Origin of the sequence: Pandoraea aquatica (genome assembly GCF_902459565.1) — a bacterium.
GTDB lineage: Bacteria > Pseudomonadota > Gammaproteobacteria > Burkholderiales > Burkholderiaceae > Pandoraea > Pandoraea aquatica.
The window spans coordinates 242,873-259,622 of sequence record NZ_CABPSN010000002.1 but is presented as its reverse complement, the minus strand read 5'-3'; the positions used below and the strand labels follow the sequence as shown (position 1 = coordinate 259,622).

Genomic DNA, 16,750 nt, shown 5'->3' with positions numbered 1-16,750 from the left:
TGCAAACGGTTGCGCAACAGTCACGCGCCACGCTCGACACGCTGAACGCAGCGGCGTGCGCAGGTACTGTGAAAGGACGCGTCGGCATTCGCAAGGACGGTGAACTCATCGTCTTCAAGGGCATGCAATTTGTCCTGCACCTCAAGCAATGTCAGCGTGCGGAAAACCTGCTGAAAGCGCACGAACTGCTCGCCCCAAGAAAGCCGTCCGTCGCTTCGTTCGTGTCCTCGCTCAAGCTCAATGGACTCCGCCTGGATACACGGCCAGCCGGTTCTGCAGCTCGATGCCGCTCGCCGCGTCGGTCGGATCGAAGCGCGACGCAGCGGCCTTGATGCCCGCACGGTCCCCTTCGAAATCGGCGGACAGATTAGCGACCGCGTTCATGAAACGCGACTCGAGCGTCTGGCCCGCGCCGGATTCGACGGCAAGCACCGAAGCGTCGGGGTCCGGCGCGCGCCCCAGTAACAGCGATGAATCAAAAAGCATGGCACCCTCGTTCGATAGATCTGTGATGGCGTGAGCGTTTGCCGAACACTCGACGGCGCGCGCATCAGTACTTGGAGATGACCCCTTGCACGGCGTCCTTGAGCGACTTGGTGACGCCCGACTGGGCGGCACGCATCGTCGTGTAGGAGGCCATCGCCGACTGGAACTTGGCCATCCCTGCCGAATCGGTAGGGTCCTTCTCGATCGCTTTGAGTGCTTCGTCCATGCGCTCCTTCAGCGCATCCGTCGGTCCGTTGAAACGATTCGACAGTTCTTCGAGGTACGTCATGTCGCCATCGTTAATGTGCGGAATGATCTCGGCCATGGTCGTTATGAACTCCTGTGCGGCATTACTGCCGGTTGATGAATCGCCATTGATGGGGACCGTCTTTCACGTAAGCCGCCGGGCCGTACGCGTACGATTGCTGCGCCGTCCAGTCGTCGCGCAGGTCGACGTTGAAGTGCACCAGACGTTTTCCCCAGCGCTTCTCGAAGGTCTGCATGAAGCCGTTGAGGCGACGCAGCTGGACGTCGTCCAATTCGGTACTGATGTGGAACGTCACGCCTTCCGGGGTATCGGCGCGAAGAAACGGCACCATCTGACGTTTGAGCGCGTCTTCGGCTTCGCCGCTCGCTTCGGTTTCGTCATGCAGCGTGATGTTCACGCGATGGGCATAGGGAATCTTCTCCAGCAGGGCCTGGCGGAACTGCGCCATCTCCATGTCGGACAGCCCTTTCTGCTTGCGATTGATCCATAGCTCGGGCACGGCCGGGTCGTCGAGCGAGAGCTTGAAATACAGCACGTCGGTGCGCGACGTATCGATCCACTGCGTGATGCGCGCGTTCTCTTCGTTGAGCGCAACGAGCACCAGCTTCTCCCGCTTGATGACCTCGGCACCGAGTGCACGCGTCAATGCGTTGCGCGCATCGCCGTCTTCCGTGAGCACGTAGAGATGACCGTCGTTGCCGGGCAGCACGGTGGCACGACCGCCGAGCGATTCGAGATACTCCGACACGCTCTGCGCCTGACGTTGCGGCTCCGAGCGCCAGTAGAAGAACGCGCTTGCAACGAGCAACACGACGACAGCGCACGACCAGAACGCCTGTTGCCAGCGGCGGCGCGCACGCGCCGGACTCACCCCGTCGTCGAGCCGCGCATCCGCGCACAGACTGCGCTGCACCTCGTCGGACCACACGGCATCGACACGCTTCACGCCGACACGCACATCGCCGATGCGGGCGATCTGCGAAGCGTCGATGGCGACTTCCGCACCGGCACCTTCGTTGAGCACGCGCACGAACAGTCCCTCACGTCCGGCGTCGTCGACCAGCACTTCGAAGTTGTCGCCACCGTCGCCGTCCATCGGGACATAGATGGCGTTGGGCGGCATTTCCGTCTGCCAGCCACGATCGAAAGCAGGATCGCTGGGGCCAATGACGAAGAGCGTCACCCCGGACGGCAGGGCAAACTCGCAGCCGCGCATCGGGCCGCTCAGTAGCCGCAGCACTGCCCCTTGGGGGATGCCGTCGATGCCATCAATGCCATTGGGGCCATCGAGGCCATTGATATCGTCGGGTCGGAGGTCTGATTCCATCATCTCTTCGCGAGCAGGCGATGCCGGATCGTCAGTCGACGTCGGCGATGTTCGTCGTTCGCGCTCCTCAACAATGAATTCGTTGAGGCTGAGAATACCGACCGGAGATCAGCGATTCATGATGGGATTCTTCGCATCCGGGAGATGCGTGATCAGGACTTCAAAAATCCCCTACGCTATCGCGCTGCAGGCGACGGGGATGCCGCAGGTGCGGTCGGCGTGGGCAGAAGGGGTGATGGGCGTTGCGCGCGTTCCCGATTCATGGCGTCGAGCTTGCCCTGAGCGGCGACGTCGCCCTGCGCGGCGGCCTTCTCGTACCACAGGCGTGCGCGCTCGGGATCGGGCGTCACGACGCCATAGCCGCGCTCGTAATAGCTCGCCACGATGTATTGCGACGGCAGGTCGCCACCGCGCGCCGCCTTTTCGTACCAGGTGAAAGCAGTCTTGTAGTCTTTGGGCACGCCTCGCCCGATGAAGTACTCGTTGGCAATGGCCGCCTGCGCCTGCACGTGGCCCTGCTTCGCGGCTTTCTCATACCAGAGGTTGGCCTGAGGAATCGATTTATTCACGACGTAGCCGTCGTCGAACATCTTGCCGTAGACGTATTGCGCCTGCGTCATGCCCGCGTTGGCGGCCCGTTCCAACCAATGCACAGCCCCGTTGGGATCGGCCGTCACGCCCTCGCCGTTGAGCAGCATCATCGCGTAATCGAATTGCGCCAGGCGATTGCCCTGTTCGGCAGCGCGACGAAATGCCTCGAGCGCCTGCGTCTGCTGGCCGGCCTCGTACTGATGCACGGCCTGATCGGTGAGGGCTTGCGCGGGTGCCTGTGCGGCAGCGACCGCGTAGGGGACCGGGGCGCAGGCCACGCCTGCAAGCACGATAACCAAACTGGCAAACACGCGGCGCAGGGCGAACGACGTCGGGACGGCACGGGTCATGACACACCTCCGGAAACGGACGTACGCCTATTGTGCGCCAAACAAAAAGCCCCGGCTTGAACCGGGGCTTCGGGGTGAGATCGCTGTGGCGCTAGCGACCTTGCGCACTTAAGCGCTTACGGCTTGATGTAGGAATATCCCTTTTGCTGCAAGCGCGTGAGTTCGACCACGCCGGACGGCGTGAAGTCCGCGTCGAGCACGAACTGGTCCTTCTTCAGATTGCGCTGCTTGAGCGTGATTTCACACACCTCGAACTTGACGCCGCGCGCATGCAGCGCCGAGATCAGCGGCCCGACCGTCGCCGCATCCTTGTAACTCTCCATCAGGAAATCGACGCCCTGCGAATGCGCGACGACCACGATCTTGGTATCCGGCACCGTGTCCAGCTGGTTGCGGATGTTACGCAGGCCTGCGAGTGCCTGATGCTCGGCGTCGTTGATGTGGTACACGACCTTGTCTTCGGCAAATGCCGACGTGGCCGGCACAGCAAAAGCCGTGAACAGGAATGCGGTCAGCAGGCCGCGCAGCAGTGTCTTGATCATGAGAGTCCCCCCTTCGCGATATCGGGTGTTGGCGATTGACGTTATCGATGCGAGTTACGTGTAACCAGCCGCATCATAGCGCGATGTCACACATCGGAGCGCGGATGACCTGCGTCGAGATAGCGGGAGAGGGGGGACTGTTCGTCGCCCGGCGGTGGCGCCGATGGTCTGACAAAATGGCTTTGCCAGGCATCCTCCGCTGAGTAGGCCGGCGGCGGGCCGGGCGGCAGCAACTCGGGCAGCTGGCCCAGGGGCGCATACGGTGGCGGCGGATCGCCGTACGGACGTCCGACTGGTGCATGCGTGTCGCTCAGTGCCTCGGGGGCGCTCGGTTCGGCAGCGGGGTAAGACGGAGGTCTCAGTCCGTCTTCCGTGCCGTCTCGGACCGAGTGCACGCTAGCGATATGAGTGCGAAACGCCTCATGTCCACGACGTGCCAAATGCAATGACGACTCAAGCGTTTGCCTGTCCCTCGCCAGGTTCGCCGTGCGATAGTGCGGTGTCATGTCGACGTACAACCGGTTCGTCGCCCGGTCGAGCGACGCCATGCCGACGTCCGGATCAAGACGGCGAATCGAATAGAGCCGCACGCCCGTTTCCGCATCTCGGGCGACAAAATTGTGGGCCTCGGGAATGCTTGCCCTCGCATCGACTCTTGCCATAATTCCTCCGAAAAATAAAAAACCCGCCAGACGTATGATCTGGCGGGTTTCGACTTTCGGTCATGCCTTCACCGGCAGCCGTCGCGATTGCGGGTGAAGTATCGGTTCCGTGACATCTCGGGCGTCATCCCAGAGGACGACGGCCGATTCGCGCAAGCCGTGGCTCAGGCGGTCACTTCCGACCAGCAGTTCGGCGTCTCGTACAGACGCAGACGCACCAGACGCAGGTCGCGACCGTAATGCGCATCGAACACGTGGCTCAGCTTGTCGAACGCGGCGGCCGCGAGGTTTTCGACAGTCGGCACGCGATCGAACACCACGGTCTTGTGGTCGGGCATCGTCTCGAGGAAAGTGCGCACGGCCGTATCGCCTTCATAGACGAGGAACGCGTGGTCCCACACGGAGACCAAGTGTTCGTTGGCGAGCGCCTTCACGTCGGCGAAATCCATCACCATGCCGTTGTCGGACGCACCGCTCTCACGGCTCACCTCGCCCGCGAGCGTGATTTCGAGCACATAGCGATGCCCGTGCAGATTGCGGCACTGGCTTCGGTGATCGGGAATGCGGTGGCCCGCATCGAATTCGAGTTTCCGGGTAATCGTAATCACAGCAACGGCTCAGGGAATATTCAGGTATTTGTGCGTCTGCATCGACAACGACCAGCGCGGGTGCGACTTGCAATAGTCGATCGCCAGCTTGGTATTCGTGTCCCGCAACGGGCCATCCATCGGTTGCAGATAGAAGTGCGTGAAGTCGAGCGCTTCGTAATCGGTCAGACGCTGACGATCCTGAGGCACCACAACCTTCAGTTCGTCGCCACGCGTGACGACCATTTCGGCATCGGCCTTCGGGCTCACGCACACCCAGTCGATGCCTTCGGGAATGACTTGCGTGCCATTGGTTTCCACGGCAATGCGAAAACCCTCGGCATGCAGCGCAGCGATCAGCGGGGCGTCGAGCTGAAGCAGCGGCTCGCCGCCAGTGCACACGATGAAGCGGTGCGCGCGATCGTCCTGCGGCCACAGGGCAACGACCTGTGCGACGAGGTCGGCCGGTGTGCGGTACTTGCCGCCGTTCTCGCCATCGGTGCCGACGAAGTCCGTGTCGCAGAACTGGCAGACGGCGTCGGCACGGTCCTCTTCCCGCCCCGTCCACAGGTTGCAACCTGCAAACCGGCAGAACACGGCCGGGCGTCCGGCGTTCGCGCCCTCGCCCTGCAATGTGTAGAAGATTTCCTTTACCGCGTACGTCATGATGCTCTCGATTCGACTATGAAGGGTCAGACCGTCTGGCGACCCTGATGCTGGTTATCGCGTGCGCGCCACTGCTCGTAGCCGCGCTGACGCAACTGACACGCCGGGCATTCGCCACATCCGTAGCCCCACGGGTGCAGCACGCTGCGCTCGCCCAGATAGCACGTGTGCGTGTCTTCGCGCACGGTCTCGACGAGCACGTCGCCGCCCAGATCCTGCGCCATCTGCCATGTGTCGGCCTTGTCGATCCACATCAGCGGGGTCTCGACGATGAAACGCTGGTCCATGCCCAGATTGAGCGCGACCTGAAGCGCCTTCATCGTGTCGTCGCGACAATCGGGGTAGCCCGAGAAATCCGTCTCGCACATGCCGCCGACGAGTACGCGCAAACCGCGGCGATACGCAATGGTCGCACCAATCGTCAGAAACAGCAGATTTCGTCCCGGCACGAAGGTGTTCGGCAGATTGTTCGCCGCCATCGCAATCGTGGTTTCGCGCGTGAGCGACGTTTCGCTGATCTGGCCGAGGATCGACAGGTCGATCATGTGATCGTCGCCCAGTCGCGGGGCCCACTGCGGAAAACGTTCGCGCAGCTTGGCCAGCACGTCGGTGCGGCACTCCAGCTCCACGCTGTGGCGCTGGCCGTAATCGAAACCCAGCGTCTCGACGCGCGCATAGCGCGAGAGCGCCCACGCGAGGCAGGTGGTCGAATCCTGTCCACCGGAGAACAGAACCAGAGCGGAATCGGTGCTTGTCGTCATGATCATGCGCTAGCAGTATCGCCCTAGCCGTCGGAGCATCGAGGCATCGCGACAGCGGGGGCCGGGGCACGCGCTTGCGGCTGCCATCGAAGACCGGACCTTTCGGACATTCGGGACGTAGGAAATCGAAGTCTCGAACGTCCCCGGACCTTCCGGGCAACCCGCGTGCGGGAGTTGTCACGCGATTTTGAACCGCGTTGCCCCGCGCAGCTATCGCCGGGCCGTTATACCCATCATCGGGCAGCGTTTTCGGTCAAACGCAAAAAGGGCTTGCGATATGCGCAAGCCCTTCGAATTTGGTGGCCTGGGTCGGAATCGAACCAACGACACGCGGATTTTCAATCCGCTGCTCTACCAACTGAGCTACCGGGCCAAGAGAAAAGCGATTATAGAGAACGAATACGCTTTGTGCAAGCCCTTCATCTAAAAAATCTGCAGCGAAGCGGCATGACGGCACGTTTGCGCGCGCCACACCGCCGTTCCATCAGGTCTTGCTCTTGGAAAGTTCGACGCCCAGTTGCTTGAGCTTGCGGTACAAGTGCGTGCGTTCCAGCCCGGTCTTTTCGGCCACGCGCGTCATGCTGCCGTGTTCCTTGGCCAGATGATAAGCAAAGTAAGCGCGCTCGAAGGCGTCGCGGGCTTCGCGCAGCGGGACATCGAAAGAGATGTCCGCCGACATGCCCGCCCCGGCCAGACCACTCACGCCATCGGCATCGCTCACGCCGAGCGGCACGTGATGCGAGGCCGTCCCATTCAGGCCCGCACCGGCGTGACGCGGCTCGCTCTCGCCGAAGACCCCGGCTTCGAGTGCGTCGTCATCGCCTTCGAAGGCGCTTGCCGCCCCACCGGACGCTTCGCGTTTGCCGCGCGCCAGCCCCTGTTCCACCGCCTGCAACAGCTTTTGCAGGGCGATGGGCTTCTCGAGGAAGTTGAGCGCGCCGATCTTCGTCGCCTCGACGGCGGTGTCGATCGTGGCATGTCCGGACATCATGATCACGGGCATGGTCAGCAACTGCTGTGCCGCCCATTCCTTGAGCAAGGTCACGCCGTCGGTATCGGGCATCCAGATATCGAGCAGCACGAGATCGGGCGTGTGTGCGGCACGAAAAGCGCGCGCTTCCTGCGCGTTCTCCGCCACCTCCACGACATGCCCCTCGTCGCTCAGAATCTCCGAGAGCAGCTCCCGGATCCCCATTTCGTCATCCACCACCAAAATGGTTGCCATTTACGCTACCTTCGTGTGTTCTGCCGGCTTGCTGCGCGGCAGTTCCTGGTCGTCAGCCAATTGAGTAAACAAGATCGAAATCTGTGCACCTGCACTGCCTTCGCCCTCGGGTAAAGACCGGTTACGGATGTCGATGCGCGCCTGATGCTCGTCGATGATCTTCTTGACCATCGCCAACCCGAGCCCGGTGCCTTTCGACTTGGTCGTCACGTAGGGTTCGAATGCACGGGTCAGAATGCGCGCCGGGAAGCCCGGCCCATTGTCCGTGATCGTCAGACGCACTGCTGTGCGCTTCGGTTCGCCGGGATGCACATCCGTTCCTGCGTATTCTACTGTCTTCGTTTCCACCGTGATAAGAGGGTTTTCGGTTCCGCCGACCGCATCTTGAGCATTCTGCAGCAGATTATGGATAACCTGCCGCAATTGCGTCGAGTCTCCGCGTATCTCAGGCAGCTCAGTATCGAGGTACGGACGGATCGTGCTGCGCCCTTCATCCACACCGTACAACGTCAATACCTCGCCGATCAGCTCGTTGAGTTGCAACGGATGCATGATCGCGGGCGGCAGTCGCGCATAGTCGCGGAAATCGTCCACCATGCGCTTCATGGCCGCCACCTGATTGACGATGGTCGTCGCGCCCTTGCGCAACATTTCGGCGTCGGCCGGTGGCAGCTTGTCGAACAGCTTCATCTGCAAACGCTCCGCCGAGAGCTGAATCGGCGTGAGCGGATTCTTGATCTCGTGCGCCAGGCGCCGCGCCACTTCGGCCCAGGCCACCGAGCGCTGCGCAGAGATCACGTCGCTGATGTCGTCGAACACCACCACGTAGCCGCCGCCTGCACGGGTCGGCACCCCGGCCACCGCCACCATCGGTTCCGGCAGATGCGAGCCGCGCACCAGCAGCGTCACGCCGTCGGTTTCGCCTGGCAGCGTCAGACCGATCTGCTGCTGCCAGTGCCCGCCCGGACCGAGGTCGGCATTGGCGTCGCGATCGGCGAACGCGCGACGCAGCGTTTCACCGAACTCTACCAGCGCCGGAATATGTGCGGGCGAACGATTCAATTCACCCTGAAAACTCTGCTTGAAGATGCGCTCGGCGCCGGCGTTGGCCGTCGTCAGCCGGAAATCGCGGTCGAACACGAACACGCCGGCCGTCAGGCTCGACAGAATGGACTCCAGGTGTGCCTTCGAACTTTCCAGCGCGAGCCGGTTGCGCTCGACGGTGGCGCGCGCGTCGGACAACTGACGCGTCATCGCGTTGAACGCCTGCGTCAGGAAGCCCAGTTCGTCATTGGTCCGCACCTCGCCCTTGGGCGACAGGTCGCCCGCCGCAACTTCCTGCGTGCCGCGTGCGAGCAGAAACAGCGGACGCGCCAGCTGACTGCCGAGCGCCAGCGCGAGCATCATCGCCACGAAGGTCGCGAGGAACAGCGATAGCGTCAGCGTACCGATGTACATCTTGCGAAGGCCCGTGCGTCCCAGCGCCTTCTCCTGATACTCGCGATAGGCGTTCTGCACGGCCTCGGCGCTCTTGGCCAGATTGGCCGGCACCAATTGCGTGACTTGCAGAAAGCGTTCGTCGTCCTGCAACGACGACGTGTAGCTCGACGGAATGCGGATCACCACCCGCCAGCGCAACTGATCGTGCCCCTCATGCCGGTCGTAGCCTTCACTGCCCCCTTCGATGGCCGTGTAGCCACGCGGCTGCGTACGCGCCTGTCGCAACATCAGCGCAGTGGGCAGATCGGGCACCAGCGCGTTGAAGTTGCCTGAGGCCGAGGCCAGCACGCGACCGTTGCCGTCGACGATGGTCGCGTCCTGCAAGCCGAACTGATCGCGCATGCGCAGCAGCGTGAGCGTGCCGCCCTTCTCGCCGCTCGACGCCAGATTGTCGGCCACCAGTTGCGCCTTCGCGCTCAGATCGGACAGTCCGTTGTTCAGTATCGCGCGCCCGAGTTCGAGACCGGAGTCGAGCGCCGTTTCCACGCGCACGTCGAACCACGATTCGATGCTGCGCGAGACGAATTGCAGCGACACGAGATAGATGATGCCGCCCGGCAACACGCCCACCAGCGCGAAGAAGATCGCCAGCTTGGCGAGCAGTCGCGTGCCGAAACGTCGCTGACGCAGCCGCACGAGAATGATCCAGACGAGCGCGCCGACGATGAAGACGAAGATGAACGCGACCGCGATATTCGCGGTGTAGAGCAGCGAATAGTAGCGATCGAAGAATTCGGTGTTGGCCGACGCGAGCGCAAGCAGGCCGAACAGACCGATGGCGACAAGCGCCATCGTGACGATCAGCGTGCGAATGACGATGTGCTTGAGCAGGCCGCCGCCGTTATTTGACACGGGCAGCTCCGGGCGGGAGGGCCGCATTGAAGGCCAGTGGCAATTTGCCCATCGAACGCGACGCGGCGTTCGCCGCATTCGTCGCATCGGGTGACGCCGTCATTCCCGTCAGGCCGAAACTCGCAGGCGCGGCAGACGGCGCGAGCGTGATAGGCGTGGCTGCGGCGGATGCCGATGTCGATGCCGACGCTGCGACCGGCAGCGCCGCCGCGACGCCTGCCACTGCCGGCACGGACAAGCTCGCCGACGCCGACGGTTGCGCCGGCGTGAACAGGAAGCGCGTCCAGTCCGAACTGAGGTTCCAGTCGCGATTGTTCACCGCGTCGATCTGGAACGGCTTGGGCATGAGCGCGTTGTCGAGCCGCATGCGCACCGACACCTGATATTGCGTGCCCGGCTTTGCCACGCCCTTCTCGATCACGCGCCAGCCGCTGACATTGCGTACGAGCGCGAGCGCTTCGCGCAACGAGCTGAAGCCGAGCTGCAGACCGCCGCTGTTGCTGTTGCCGTTATTGCTGGAGACTCGGTACTGACGCGTGAGCGGCTGGAACCACAACCGCACGCTCTGAGACGTATTCACGACCTTCTCGTCGAACCAGTACCAGCGCGAGCGGGTCAGTTCGAAGTCCGTCGTGAAATAGAGGGAGACGCCGCGATTGACGGCATCTTCGAGACTGCTATTGAGTTCGAAGGCAAAGCGCGCGTCGAGCGACCAGCCGCCGTCCGACGGTTCGAGCCGGGCCTCGCGCACCTGGATTTCGTTTTCGGCGCGCGCGGGTGCCGCGTAGCCGAGCGCAAAAACGCACAGCAGCAGTGGCAGCAGGCAGGCCAGTAGCCGTTGGGAGAAAGTCACCGTTTCTGGAAGCGAGCGTAGTAGAAGCCGTCGTGGGCGCCGCCAGGGGTCATCAGCAATTGCCCGGGAGCGTCCAATCGTACCGCATCTGTGCGAACACGTTCAAACCATTGCGCTTGCTGCTCGTTTTCCGCCGGGAAGACGGAACACGTCGCATAGATCAGTTCGCCGCCTACGGCCAGCGTCTCCCACAGCGCGAGCAGAATCCGGCGCTGCTCTTCGACCAGCGCGGCAATGTCGGCCTCGCGACGCAACCAGCGAATGTCCGGATGACGGCGCACGATGCCCGCTGCCGAACACGGTACGTCGGCCAGAATGCGGTCGAACGGCACGCCGTCCCATCCCCCGCCGGACCATTTCGACGGGTTGCCCGCGTCGCCGATGCGCACGTCCGCTTCCAGCCCGAGTCGTTCGAGATTCTCGTAGATGCGCGGCACGCGCGTGCGGTCCGATTCGAGCGCCGTGACCTGCACGTCCGCCATTTCCAGCAGATGACCGGTCTTGCCACCCGGGGCTGCACAGGCGTCCAGCACGCGCATGCCCGGCGTCGGATGCTCGCCGAGCACCAACGGCGCGGCCAGTTGCGCACCGGCGTCCTGCACCGACACCCATCCGTCGGCGAAACCGGGCAGACGATCGACCGGCACCGCCTGCGCCAGACGCAACGCCACCGGGCCGATGACCTCGGCCTCCATGCCGGCCTGCGTCAGCGCCGCCTGCATGGCCTCCACGCTGACACGGCGCGTGTTCACGCGCAGCGTCATCGGTCCGCGGCCATTACCCGCGGCCAGCAGCGTCTCCCACTGGTCGGGATAGGCGCTGCGCACAGTGTCGATCCACCACGCCGGGTAATTCCAGCGCGCTTCGGGTTGCGTCTCGACCTGCGCCATCAACGCGCCGCGCTCACGCAGGAAGCGTCGCAGTACCGCGTTGGCGAGCCCCTTTGCCGCTGCCGTGCGACGCTGGGCGGCAATGGCTTCGACCGCCTGATCGACGACCGTAAATTCGGTGTACGCAGCACCTTCGGCGTCGTCTTGCAGCAATGCGAGGGCGCACAGGAGAATGTCGCGCACGCGCGCCTGCAAGGCCGGCTTGACGAGCACGGCGAGCAGCGCACGGCTGCTGCCCAGACGCCGCACGGCGCGGTAGGCGAGATCCTGCGTGGCGGCACGCACAGTCGGCGCGCACTGGGCGGTGGCCTGCGTCAGCGCCTGCGGCAATGCGGTGCCCTTCTGGACGGATTCGACGACCTGTGCGGCGCGTTGCAGCACATAGGCCAGGGATTCGGTGGGCAGACTCGGTTGCGGCATGGGCGTTCTACAAACAAACATGCCCGCACGACGGCGGGCATGGGGGGTAACTGGACGGCTGTCGGGCGACAGGATATCAGACGGGGTATTGGCCGGTGCGCGCCATCTCCATCAGACGCGCCACGCGCTCTTCGGTCGCAGGGTGGGTCGAGAACAGGTTCGCGAGACGCCCCCCGGACAGCGGATTCATGATCATCATCTGCGCGGTCGCCGGGTGCTGCTCGGCCGTATCGAACGGAATCCCCTGCGCGTAACGATGGATCTTGTCGAGCGCCATGGCGAGCGACTGCGGGTCGCCGGAGATCTCGGCACCGCCCCGGTCGGCTTCGAATTCGCGGGCGCGCGAAATCGCCATCTGAATCAGCGACGCAGCCAGCGGCGCGAGAATCGCCACGGCAATGCTGGCGATCGGATTGGCCGGACGGCCGTTTTCGTCGCGTCCGCCGAAGAACATGGCGAAGTTGGCGAGCGCGGAAATCGCACCGGCCATCGTGGCGGAAATCGTCGAGATGAGAATGTCGCGATGCTTCACGTGGGCCAGCTCGTGCGCCATCACACCGCGCAGCTCACGGTCGGAGAGCACGCGCAGAATGCCGGTCGTCGCAGCCACCGCAGCGTTCTCCGGATTGCGGCCGGTCGCGAACGCGTTCGGGGCGTCCTCGTTGATCAGGTAGACCTTCGGCATCGGCAAACCGGCACGCTGCGACAACTCCCGCACCATGTTGTAGAACTGCGGCGCGCTGGTCTCGTCGACTTGCTGCGCGTTGTACATGCGCAGCACCATCTTGTCCGAGAACCAGTAAGAAAAGAAATTCATCGCGAGCGCGAACGCCAGCGCGAGCATCATGCCCTGCTTGCCGCCGATCATGCCGCCCACCACCATGAACAACGCGGTGATGGCCGCCATCAGCAGGGTGGTCTTCATCCAATTGAACATAGTGTTCTCCTCTGCAAATCCTTGATGACCTCAGGGGTCACGCACTTTGCGTGTCCTCGGGCGTTAGATGGTGTCGCCTGACGAAAATTCAACGTCCCCGGCACCGGTCTCGACAATTTTTCAGACGTTCACCGCGTTTGCGGGCGACTTCGAAGACGTTTTACGCCATTTTCGCGCTGTTTTGATGTCCAGAACGTCGAATCCCAAAACACCTGAACCGCTTAGCTCGCCGCGCCAGCCGCACCCGTCACAAATACGTCGCCCGTCGCCAGCGCAAAGCCCGCCAGGAACTCTCGCACCGGCAGGCGCTTGCCGCCCGGCTTCTGGCACTCGGTCACGCGCAGCGCGCCTTCGCCGCAGGCGATGACGATAGCGTCAGCGCTCACTTCGAGCACCGTACCGGGTGCGACACCCGACTTGCCCGCCACGGCGCTTGCGCGCCAGAGCTTCACGGGCGTGTCGTGCACGGTGCCCAGCGCACCGGGGAACGGGTCGAACGCCCGCACCTGCCGCGCCAGCGTCTCGGCCGGCTTGTGCCAGTCAACCACCGCTTCCTGTTTTGCGATCTTCTCGGCATACGTGACGCCCGCCTCGGGCTGCGCTTCGGACGGCAGATGGCCGTCGCGTGCGAGCCGTTGCAACGCCTCGACGATCATCTTGCCGCCCAGCGCGGCCATACGGTCGTGCAGCGTCGCCGTCGTGTCTTCGGGACCGATGGGTTCGGCCTCGCGCGAAATCATCGCGCCGGTGTCGAGTCCGGCATCCATCTGCATGATCGTGATGCCGGTCTCGGCGTCGCCCGACTCGATGGCGCGGTGAATCGGTGCCGCGCCGCGCCAGCGAGGCAGCAGCGAACCGTGGATGTTCAGACAGCCGTAGCGCGGCAGGTCGAGCACCTCCTGCGGCAGGATCAGGCCGTAGGCCGCCACCACCATGACGTCCGGTGCGAGGGCGCGCAATTGCTCGATGGCCGCCGTGGCTTCTTCCGGATACTTGCCGTTACGACGCAACGACGGCGGCTGCGCGACCGGCATGCCGCGTTCCTGCGCGTAGCGTTTGACGGGACTGGCCTGAAGCTTCATGCCACGTCCAGCGGGACGGTCTGGCTGAGTAAGCACCAGCTCCACAGAAAAGCCAGCGGCATCGATGGCGGCGAGCGCGGTTTGTGCGAATTCCGGTGTCCCGGCGAAAACGATGCGAAGCGTCATGATGGACTTCCTCCTGCGTGGTGCTGACGTGATGCGGGTGTACTGCTGCGGCGATACCGGTGGGTGCGCGGCGGGTGCCCGCCGGGTGCAACAACTTACTGAGCAGCGGCGGGTGCAGCCGAAGCGGCGGAGGCCGTGGCGGGCAAAGCAGGCGTGGCAGGCGTGCTCGGCACGAATGCCCGAAAACGCTCGTTCGTGTCACCGGCGCGTCCGCCCTGCCAGATCTCGCGCCAGGCGTCCGGCACCGCGATGCGGTTCGCCGCCTTGTCGAGCACCAGCAGCGTGTCGCAGCGTGAAGCGTCGTCGAGACTCGGGAGCTGCACCGGACGCACGTCGATGAAATAGTCGAGCATGGCCCGCTCCGATTCGCCCATGTTGAACGATCCGATGCAAGCGCTCGCGCTGGATGTGCCTGCTTCGGTCGTCTTCATGGCCTTCGTTGCCCGCGGCACTTGCGATAGCGCCTCATGCAATGCGGCGAACGGCGTGCGATAGCTGCGCGCTTCGTTGACCCACGGCAGCAGCAGCGTCGAGAGCGTGCCCCAGACGAACATCAGCCCCGCGAAACCGAACACGAGTGCGCCGAGTTCACGGCGATGCGCGATGGCCGTCACCCACAATGCCGCGATGACCAGGGCCGCGAGGAATAGCCCCGGCGAGAACGGCAGCACGTAATCGAGTGGCAACCACTTGCCGATCGGACCTGCGGCGACGTGTCCGTTGCCGGTCAGTTGCAGCCCCCAGCGCACCCAGAGGAACACGCCGAGCACGCTCATGAGGACCAGCGCCACGCCCGACCAGGTTTTCTCAAGCCACGTCGGCAGACGCACGCCAGCGCCCAGCACGGCGATGGCCGGGAAGAGCGACAACATATAGATATCGCGGATGGCCGACGACACCACCAGCGTCAACACGAACAGCACGGCGTACAGCCACAGCATGGCGAGTTCCGGGCGCTCGCCGACGAAGCGTCGCAGACGACCGCCCGTGCCCGTACCTTGACGCAGCTGCGAAATCAGCGCCCCCACGGCGAGCCAGCCGGCCGGAAAGGTCAAACCGAGCAAGCTGGACACATCGTTCCAGTACGACTTGCGCTCGCCGCCGAGATGCACGAAGCCGAAGAACCGGCCGAAGTTGTTATCCCAGAACCACTCGACGAACAGCGGCTCGGACGCGTGCCAGAACAGCATCGGCCAGACGATGAGCCACGGCAGCGAGGCGAGCAACGCCCAGCCGAGCGCCGCCGCGTAACGACGCGTGCGGTACGCAGGCAGGAGGAAGACGGCCAACGCCGTGAGGCCCAGCACGCCGGGCACGAGCAAGCCTTTGCTGAGGAACGCGATGCCCGCGCCCGTGCCGAAGAGCAGCCCCCACAAACGTGCAGCGTTTTCTGCCCGCGCAAGCCGTGCAAGCGCCGCCAGCGCCAGGGCGGCACCGGCCAGTTGCGGCACGTCGGCCGTCAGTTTGTGAATGTTTTCGATGGCCCCGAAGCTGCCGACCATGAGCATCGGTGCGAGCCAGTTGAAGGTATCGGAACCGTAGAGACGCTGCGCCAGACGTCCAACGCAGATCACCGCAATGACGAGCCACGCAAGCACCGCGAACTGCGCGCCCTGGAACACGGGCAGTACGGCGGAAGTCGCACGCGCGAACATCGCCCCCGTCCAGTACATGACAGGCGGCTTCTCGACGAAGGGATCAGCGGCCACGCGCGGCACGATCAGATCGTGCCCCCGGAAGAAGTTGAGCACCATGCCGACCGAATACGGTTCGTCGGCCTTCCAGGGGTCGCGATCGAACAGACCCGCGAGCAGGAACGCGAACAGCAGTGCGGCGCTCAGCCAGAAAACAAGACGGGTGCGGGAAGACAGCGTAGGCGTGGCGATGGACATCTCGTCAGACAGTCGGGGTGATTGGCCCGACGGCAGACGTTCGAGACGCCCCGTCGCAGCAGCAGAAGACGGGCGCATGGCCCGCGAGCGCTGCAAGTATAGAGGACTTTACCGGCGCGCCCAAACCTGACGGGGAGGGGCGATGGGCGCGCCGAGGCGATCAGGCGCGTTCGGCCTGCTTCTTCATCTTCGCCTTGATGCGGTTGCGCTTGAGCGGCGAGAGGTACTCGACGAACACGCGTCCCTTGAGGTGATCCATCTCGTGCTGAATGCACACGGCGAGCAGATCGTCGGCGTCGATGACGAACTTCTCGCCCTTCTCGTTGAGGGCTTCGACGCGCACACGATCAGCACGCTCGACTTCGTCGTAAATGCCCGGCACGGAGAGGCAACCCTCTTCGTAGACCTTCTGTTCGTCGCTACGCCACACGATCTTCGGATTGATGAACACGCGCAGTTCGTCGCGCGTTTCCGAGAGGTCCATCACGATGACTTGCTCGTGCACGTCGACCTGCGTGGCCGCGAGGCCGATGCCGGGGGCGTCGTACATGGTCTCGGCCATGTCTTTGACGAGTTGACGGATCCGGTCGTCCACCACAGTGACCGGCTTGGCCACCTTATGCAGACGCGGATCGGGATATTGAAGAATTGTCAGTAATGCCATGATGAAAACGGGAATTCGCCGCATTGCCCTGCGGGCGGGCGCACACGCAAAATCGTGTGATCACGAAGG

General features: G+C 63.7%; 16 protein-coding genes, 1 tRNA gene and 1 pseudogene. All 18 read right to left on the bottom strand.

Going from position 1 to position 16,750, the window contains the following annotated elements:
* Positions 1 to 237: 237 nt before the first annotated feature.
* The 18 genes and pseudogenes from PAQ31011_RS06625 to def all read right to left on the bottom strand — a co-directional run bounded on the left by PAQ31011_RS06625 (position 238) and on the right by def (position 16,681).
* On the bottom strand, positions 238 to 486 hold the full coding sequence (locus PAQ31011_RS06625) for a hypothetical protein (RefSeq protein ID WP_150575095.1): 249 nt from the start codon (positions 484 to 486) through the stop codon (positions 238 to 240).
* A gap of 64 nt (positions 487 to 550) precedes the next feature.
* Positions 551 to 811 carry a type III secretion system needle filament subunit SctF gene (gene sctF / locus PAQ31011_RS06620; protein ID WP_150575094.1) on the bottom strand — a complete coding sequence of 87 codons (261 nt, stop codon included), beginning with the start codon at positions 809 to 811 and terminating at the stop codon, positions 551 to 553.
* A 25-nt stretch (positions 812 to 836) separates the two neighbouring features.
* Entirely contained in the window at positions 837 to 2,084 is a 1,248-nt protein-coding gene (locus PAQ31011_RS06615) for a PrgH/EprH family type III secretion apparatus protein (RefSeq protein WP_150575093.1), read from the bottom strand.
* Positions 2,085 to 2,257: 173 nt separating this feature from the next.
* Positions 2,258 to 3,022 (bottom strand): tetratricopeptide repeat protein, encoded by a 765-nt coding sequence (locus PAQ31011_RS06610; RefSeq protein ID WP_150575092.1) that lies wholly within the window; start codon positions 3,020 to 3,022, stop codon positions 2,258 to 2,260.
* Positions 3,023 to 3,138: 116 nt separating this feature from the next.
* Complete coding sequence (locus PAQ31011_RS06605) at positions 3,139 to 3,561, bottom strand: DsrE family protein (RefSeq protein WP_150575779.1); 423 nt, start codon at positions 3,559 to 3,561, stop codon at positions 3,139 to 3,141.
* A gap of 89 nt (positions 3,562 to 3,650) precedes the next feature.
* Positions 3,651 to 4,154 (bottom strand): hypothetical protein, encoded by a 504-nt coding sequence (locus PAQ31011_RS06600; RefSeq protein WP_150575091.1) that lies wholly within the window; start codon positions 4,152 to 4,154, stop codon positions 3,651 to 3,653.
* 236 nt (positions 4,155 to 4,390) lie between these two features.
* Entirely contained in the window at positions 4,391 to 4,831 is a 441-nt protein-coding gene (gene queD / locus PAQ31011_RS06595; protein WP_411829204.1) for a 6-carboxytetrahydropterin synthase QueD, read from the bottom strand.
* A gap of 12 nt (positions 4,832 to 4,843) precedes the next feature.
* Entirely contained in the window at positions 4,844 to 5,479 is a 636-nt protein-coding gene (queE, locus tag PAQ31011_RS06590) for a 7-carboxy-7-deazaguanine synthase (protein WP_150575090.1), read from the bottom strand.
* Between the two features lie 26 nt (positions 5,480 to 5,505).
* Positions 5,506 to 6,246, bottom strand: coding sequence for a 7-cyano-7-deazaguanine synthase QueC (gene queC, locus PAQ31011_RS06585; protein WP_150575089.1), 741 nt, complete (start codon positions 6,244 to 6,246; stop codon positions 5,506 to 5,508).
* Positions 6,247 to 6,537: 291 nt separating this feature from the next.
* Positions 6,538 to 6,613 (bottom strand) — tRNA-Phe (locus tag PAQ31011_RS06580).
* A 111-nt stretch (positions 6,614 to 6,724) separates the two neighbouring features.
* Positions 6,725 to 7,465, bottom strand: coding sequence for a response regulator (locus PAQ31011_RS06575; RefSeq protein ID WP_150575088.1), 741 nt, complete (start codon positions 7,463 to 7,465; stop codon positions 6,725 to 6,727).
* Positions 7,466 to 9,844, bottom strand: coding sequence for a sensor histidine kinase (locus tag PAQ31011_RS06570; protein WP_281349982.1), 2,379 nt, complete (start codon positions 9,842 to 9,844; stop codon positions 7,466 to 7,468).
* 229 nt (positions 9,845 to 10,073) lie between these two features.
* Positions 10,074 to 10,670 (bottom strand): annotated as a pseudogene (locus PAQ31011_RS06565) (DUF4390 domain-containing protein); the annotation flags it as partial.
* Positions 10,667 to 11,980 (bottom strand): 16S rRNA (cytosine(967)-C(5))-methyltransferase RsmB, encoded by a 1,314-nt coding sequence (gene rsmB, locus PAQ31011_RS06560; RefSeq protein ID WP_150575086.1) that lies wholly within the window; start codon positions 11,978 to 11,980, stop codon positions 10,667 to 10,669. The pseudogene PAQ31011_RS06565 and the gene rsmB, both read right to left, overlap by 4 nt.
* A gap of 76 nt (positions 11,981 to 12,056) precedes the next feature.
* Entirely contained in the window at positions 12,057 to 12,917 is an 861-nt protein-coding gene (htpX, locus tag PAQ31011_RS06555) for a zinc metalloprotease HtpX (protein ID WP_039394597.1), read from the bottom strand.
* Positions 12,918 to 13,138: 221 nt separating this feature from the next.
* The gene (fmt, locus tag PAQ31011_RS06550) at positions 13,139 to 14,125 is read right to left on the bottom strand and encodes a methionyl-tRNA formyltransferase (RefSeq protein WP_150575085.1); all 987 of its coding nucleotides are present in this window, start codon (positions 14,123 to 14,125) and stop codon (positions 13,139 to 13,141) included.
* A 95-nt stretch (positions 14,126 to 14,220) separates the two neighbouring features.
* Entirely contained in the window at positions 14,221 to 16,095 is a 1,875-nt protein-coding gene (locus PAQ31011_RS06545; protein ID WP_150575084.1) for an ArnT family glycosyltransferase, read from the bottom strand.
* Between the two features lie 82 nt (positions 16,096 to 16,177).
* Entirely contained in the window at positions 16,178 to 16,681 is a 504-nt protein-coding gene (def, locus tag PAQ31011_RS06540; protein ID WP_150575083.1) for a peptide deformylase, read from the bottom strand.
* Positions 16,682 to 16,750: the final 69 nt, after the last annotated feature.

What these genes read in the sequence shown, in the direction of transcription:
- PAQ31011_RS06625 (WP_150575095.1), bottom strand. Translation starts at nt 486, where the DNA reads ATGCTTTTTGATTCATCGCTGTTACTGGGGCGCGCGCCGGACCCCGAC.
- sctF (WP_150575094.1), bottom strand. Translation starts at nt 811, where the DNA reads ATGGCCGAGATCATTCCGCACATTAACGATGGCGACATGACGTACCTC.
- PAQ31011_RS06615 (WP_150575093.1), bottom strand. Translation starts at nt 2,084, where the DNA reads ATGATGGAATCAGACCTCCGACCCGACGATATCAATGGCCTCGATGGC.
- PAQ31011_RS06610 (WP_150575092.1), bottom strand. Translation starts at nt 3,022, where the DNA reads ATGACCCGTGCCGTCCCGACGTCGTTCGCCCTGCGCCGCGTGTTTGCC.
- queE (WP_150575090.1), bottom strand. Translation starts at nt 5,479, where the DNA reads ATGACGTACGCGGTAAAGGAAATCTTCTACACATTGCAGGGCGAGGGC.
- queC (WP_150575089.1), bottom strand. Translation starts at nt 6,246, where the DNA reads ATGATCATGACGACAAGCACCGATTCCGCTCTGGTTCTGTTCTCCGGT.
- PAQ31011_RS06575 (WP_150575088.1), bottom strand. Translation starts at nt 7,465, where the DNA reads ATGGCAACCATTTTGGTGGTGGATGACGAAATGGGGATCCGGGAGCTG.
- PAQ31011_RS06570 (WP_281349982.1), bottom strand. Translation starts at nt 9,844, where the DNA reads ATGCGGCCCTCCCGCCCGGAGCTGCCCGTGTCAAATAACGGCGGCGGC.
- rsmB (WP_150575086.1), bottom strand. Translation starts at nt 11,980, where the DNA reads ATGCCGCAACCGAGTCTGCCCACCGAATCCCTGGCCTATGTGCTGCAA.
- htpX (WP_039394597.1), bottom strand. Translation starts at nt 12,917, where the DNA reads ATGTTCAATTGGATGAAGACCACCCTGCTGATGGCGGCCATCACCGCG.
- fmt (WP_150575085.1), bottom strand. Translation starts at nt 14,125, where the DNA reads ATGACGCTTCGCATCGTTTTCGCCGGGACACCGGAATTCGCACAAACC.
- PAQ31011_RS06545 (WP_150575084.1), bottom strand. Translation starts at nt 16,095, where the DNA reads ATGCGCCCGTCTTCTGCTGCTGCGACGGGGCGTCTCGAACGTCTGCCG.
- def (WP_150575083.1), bottom strand. Translation starts at nt 16,681, where the DNA reads ATGGCATTACTGACAATTCTTCAATATCCCGATCCGCGTCTGCATAAG.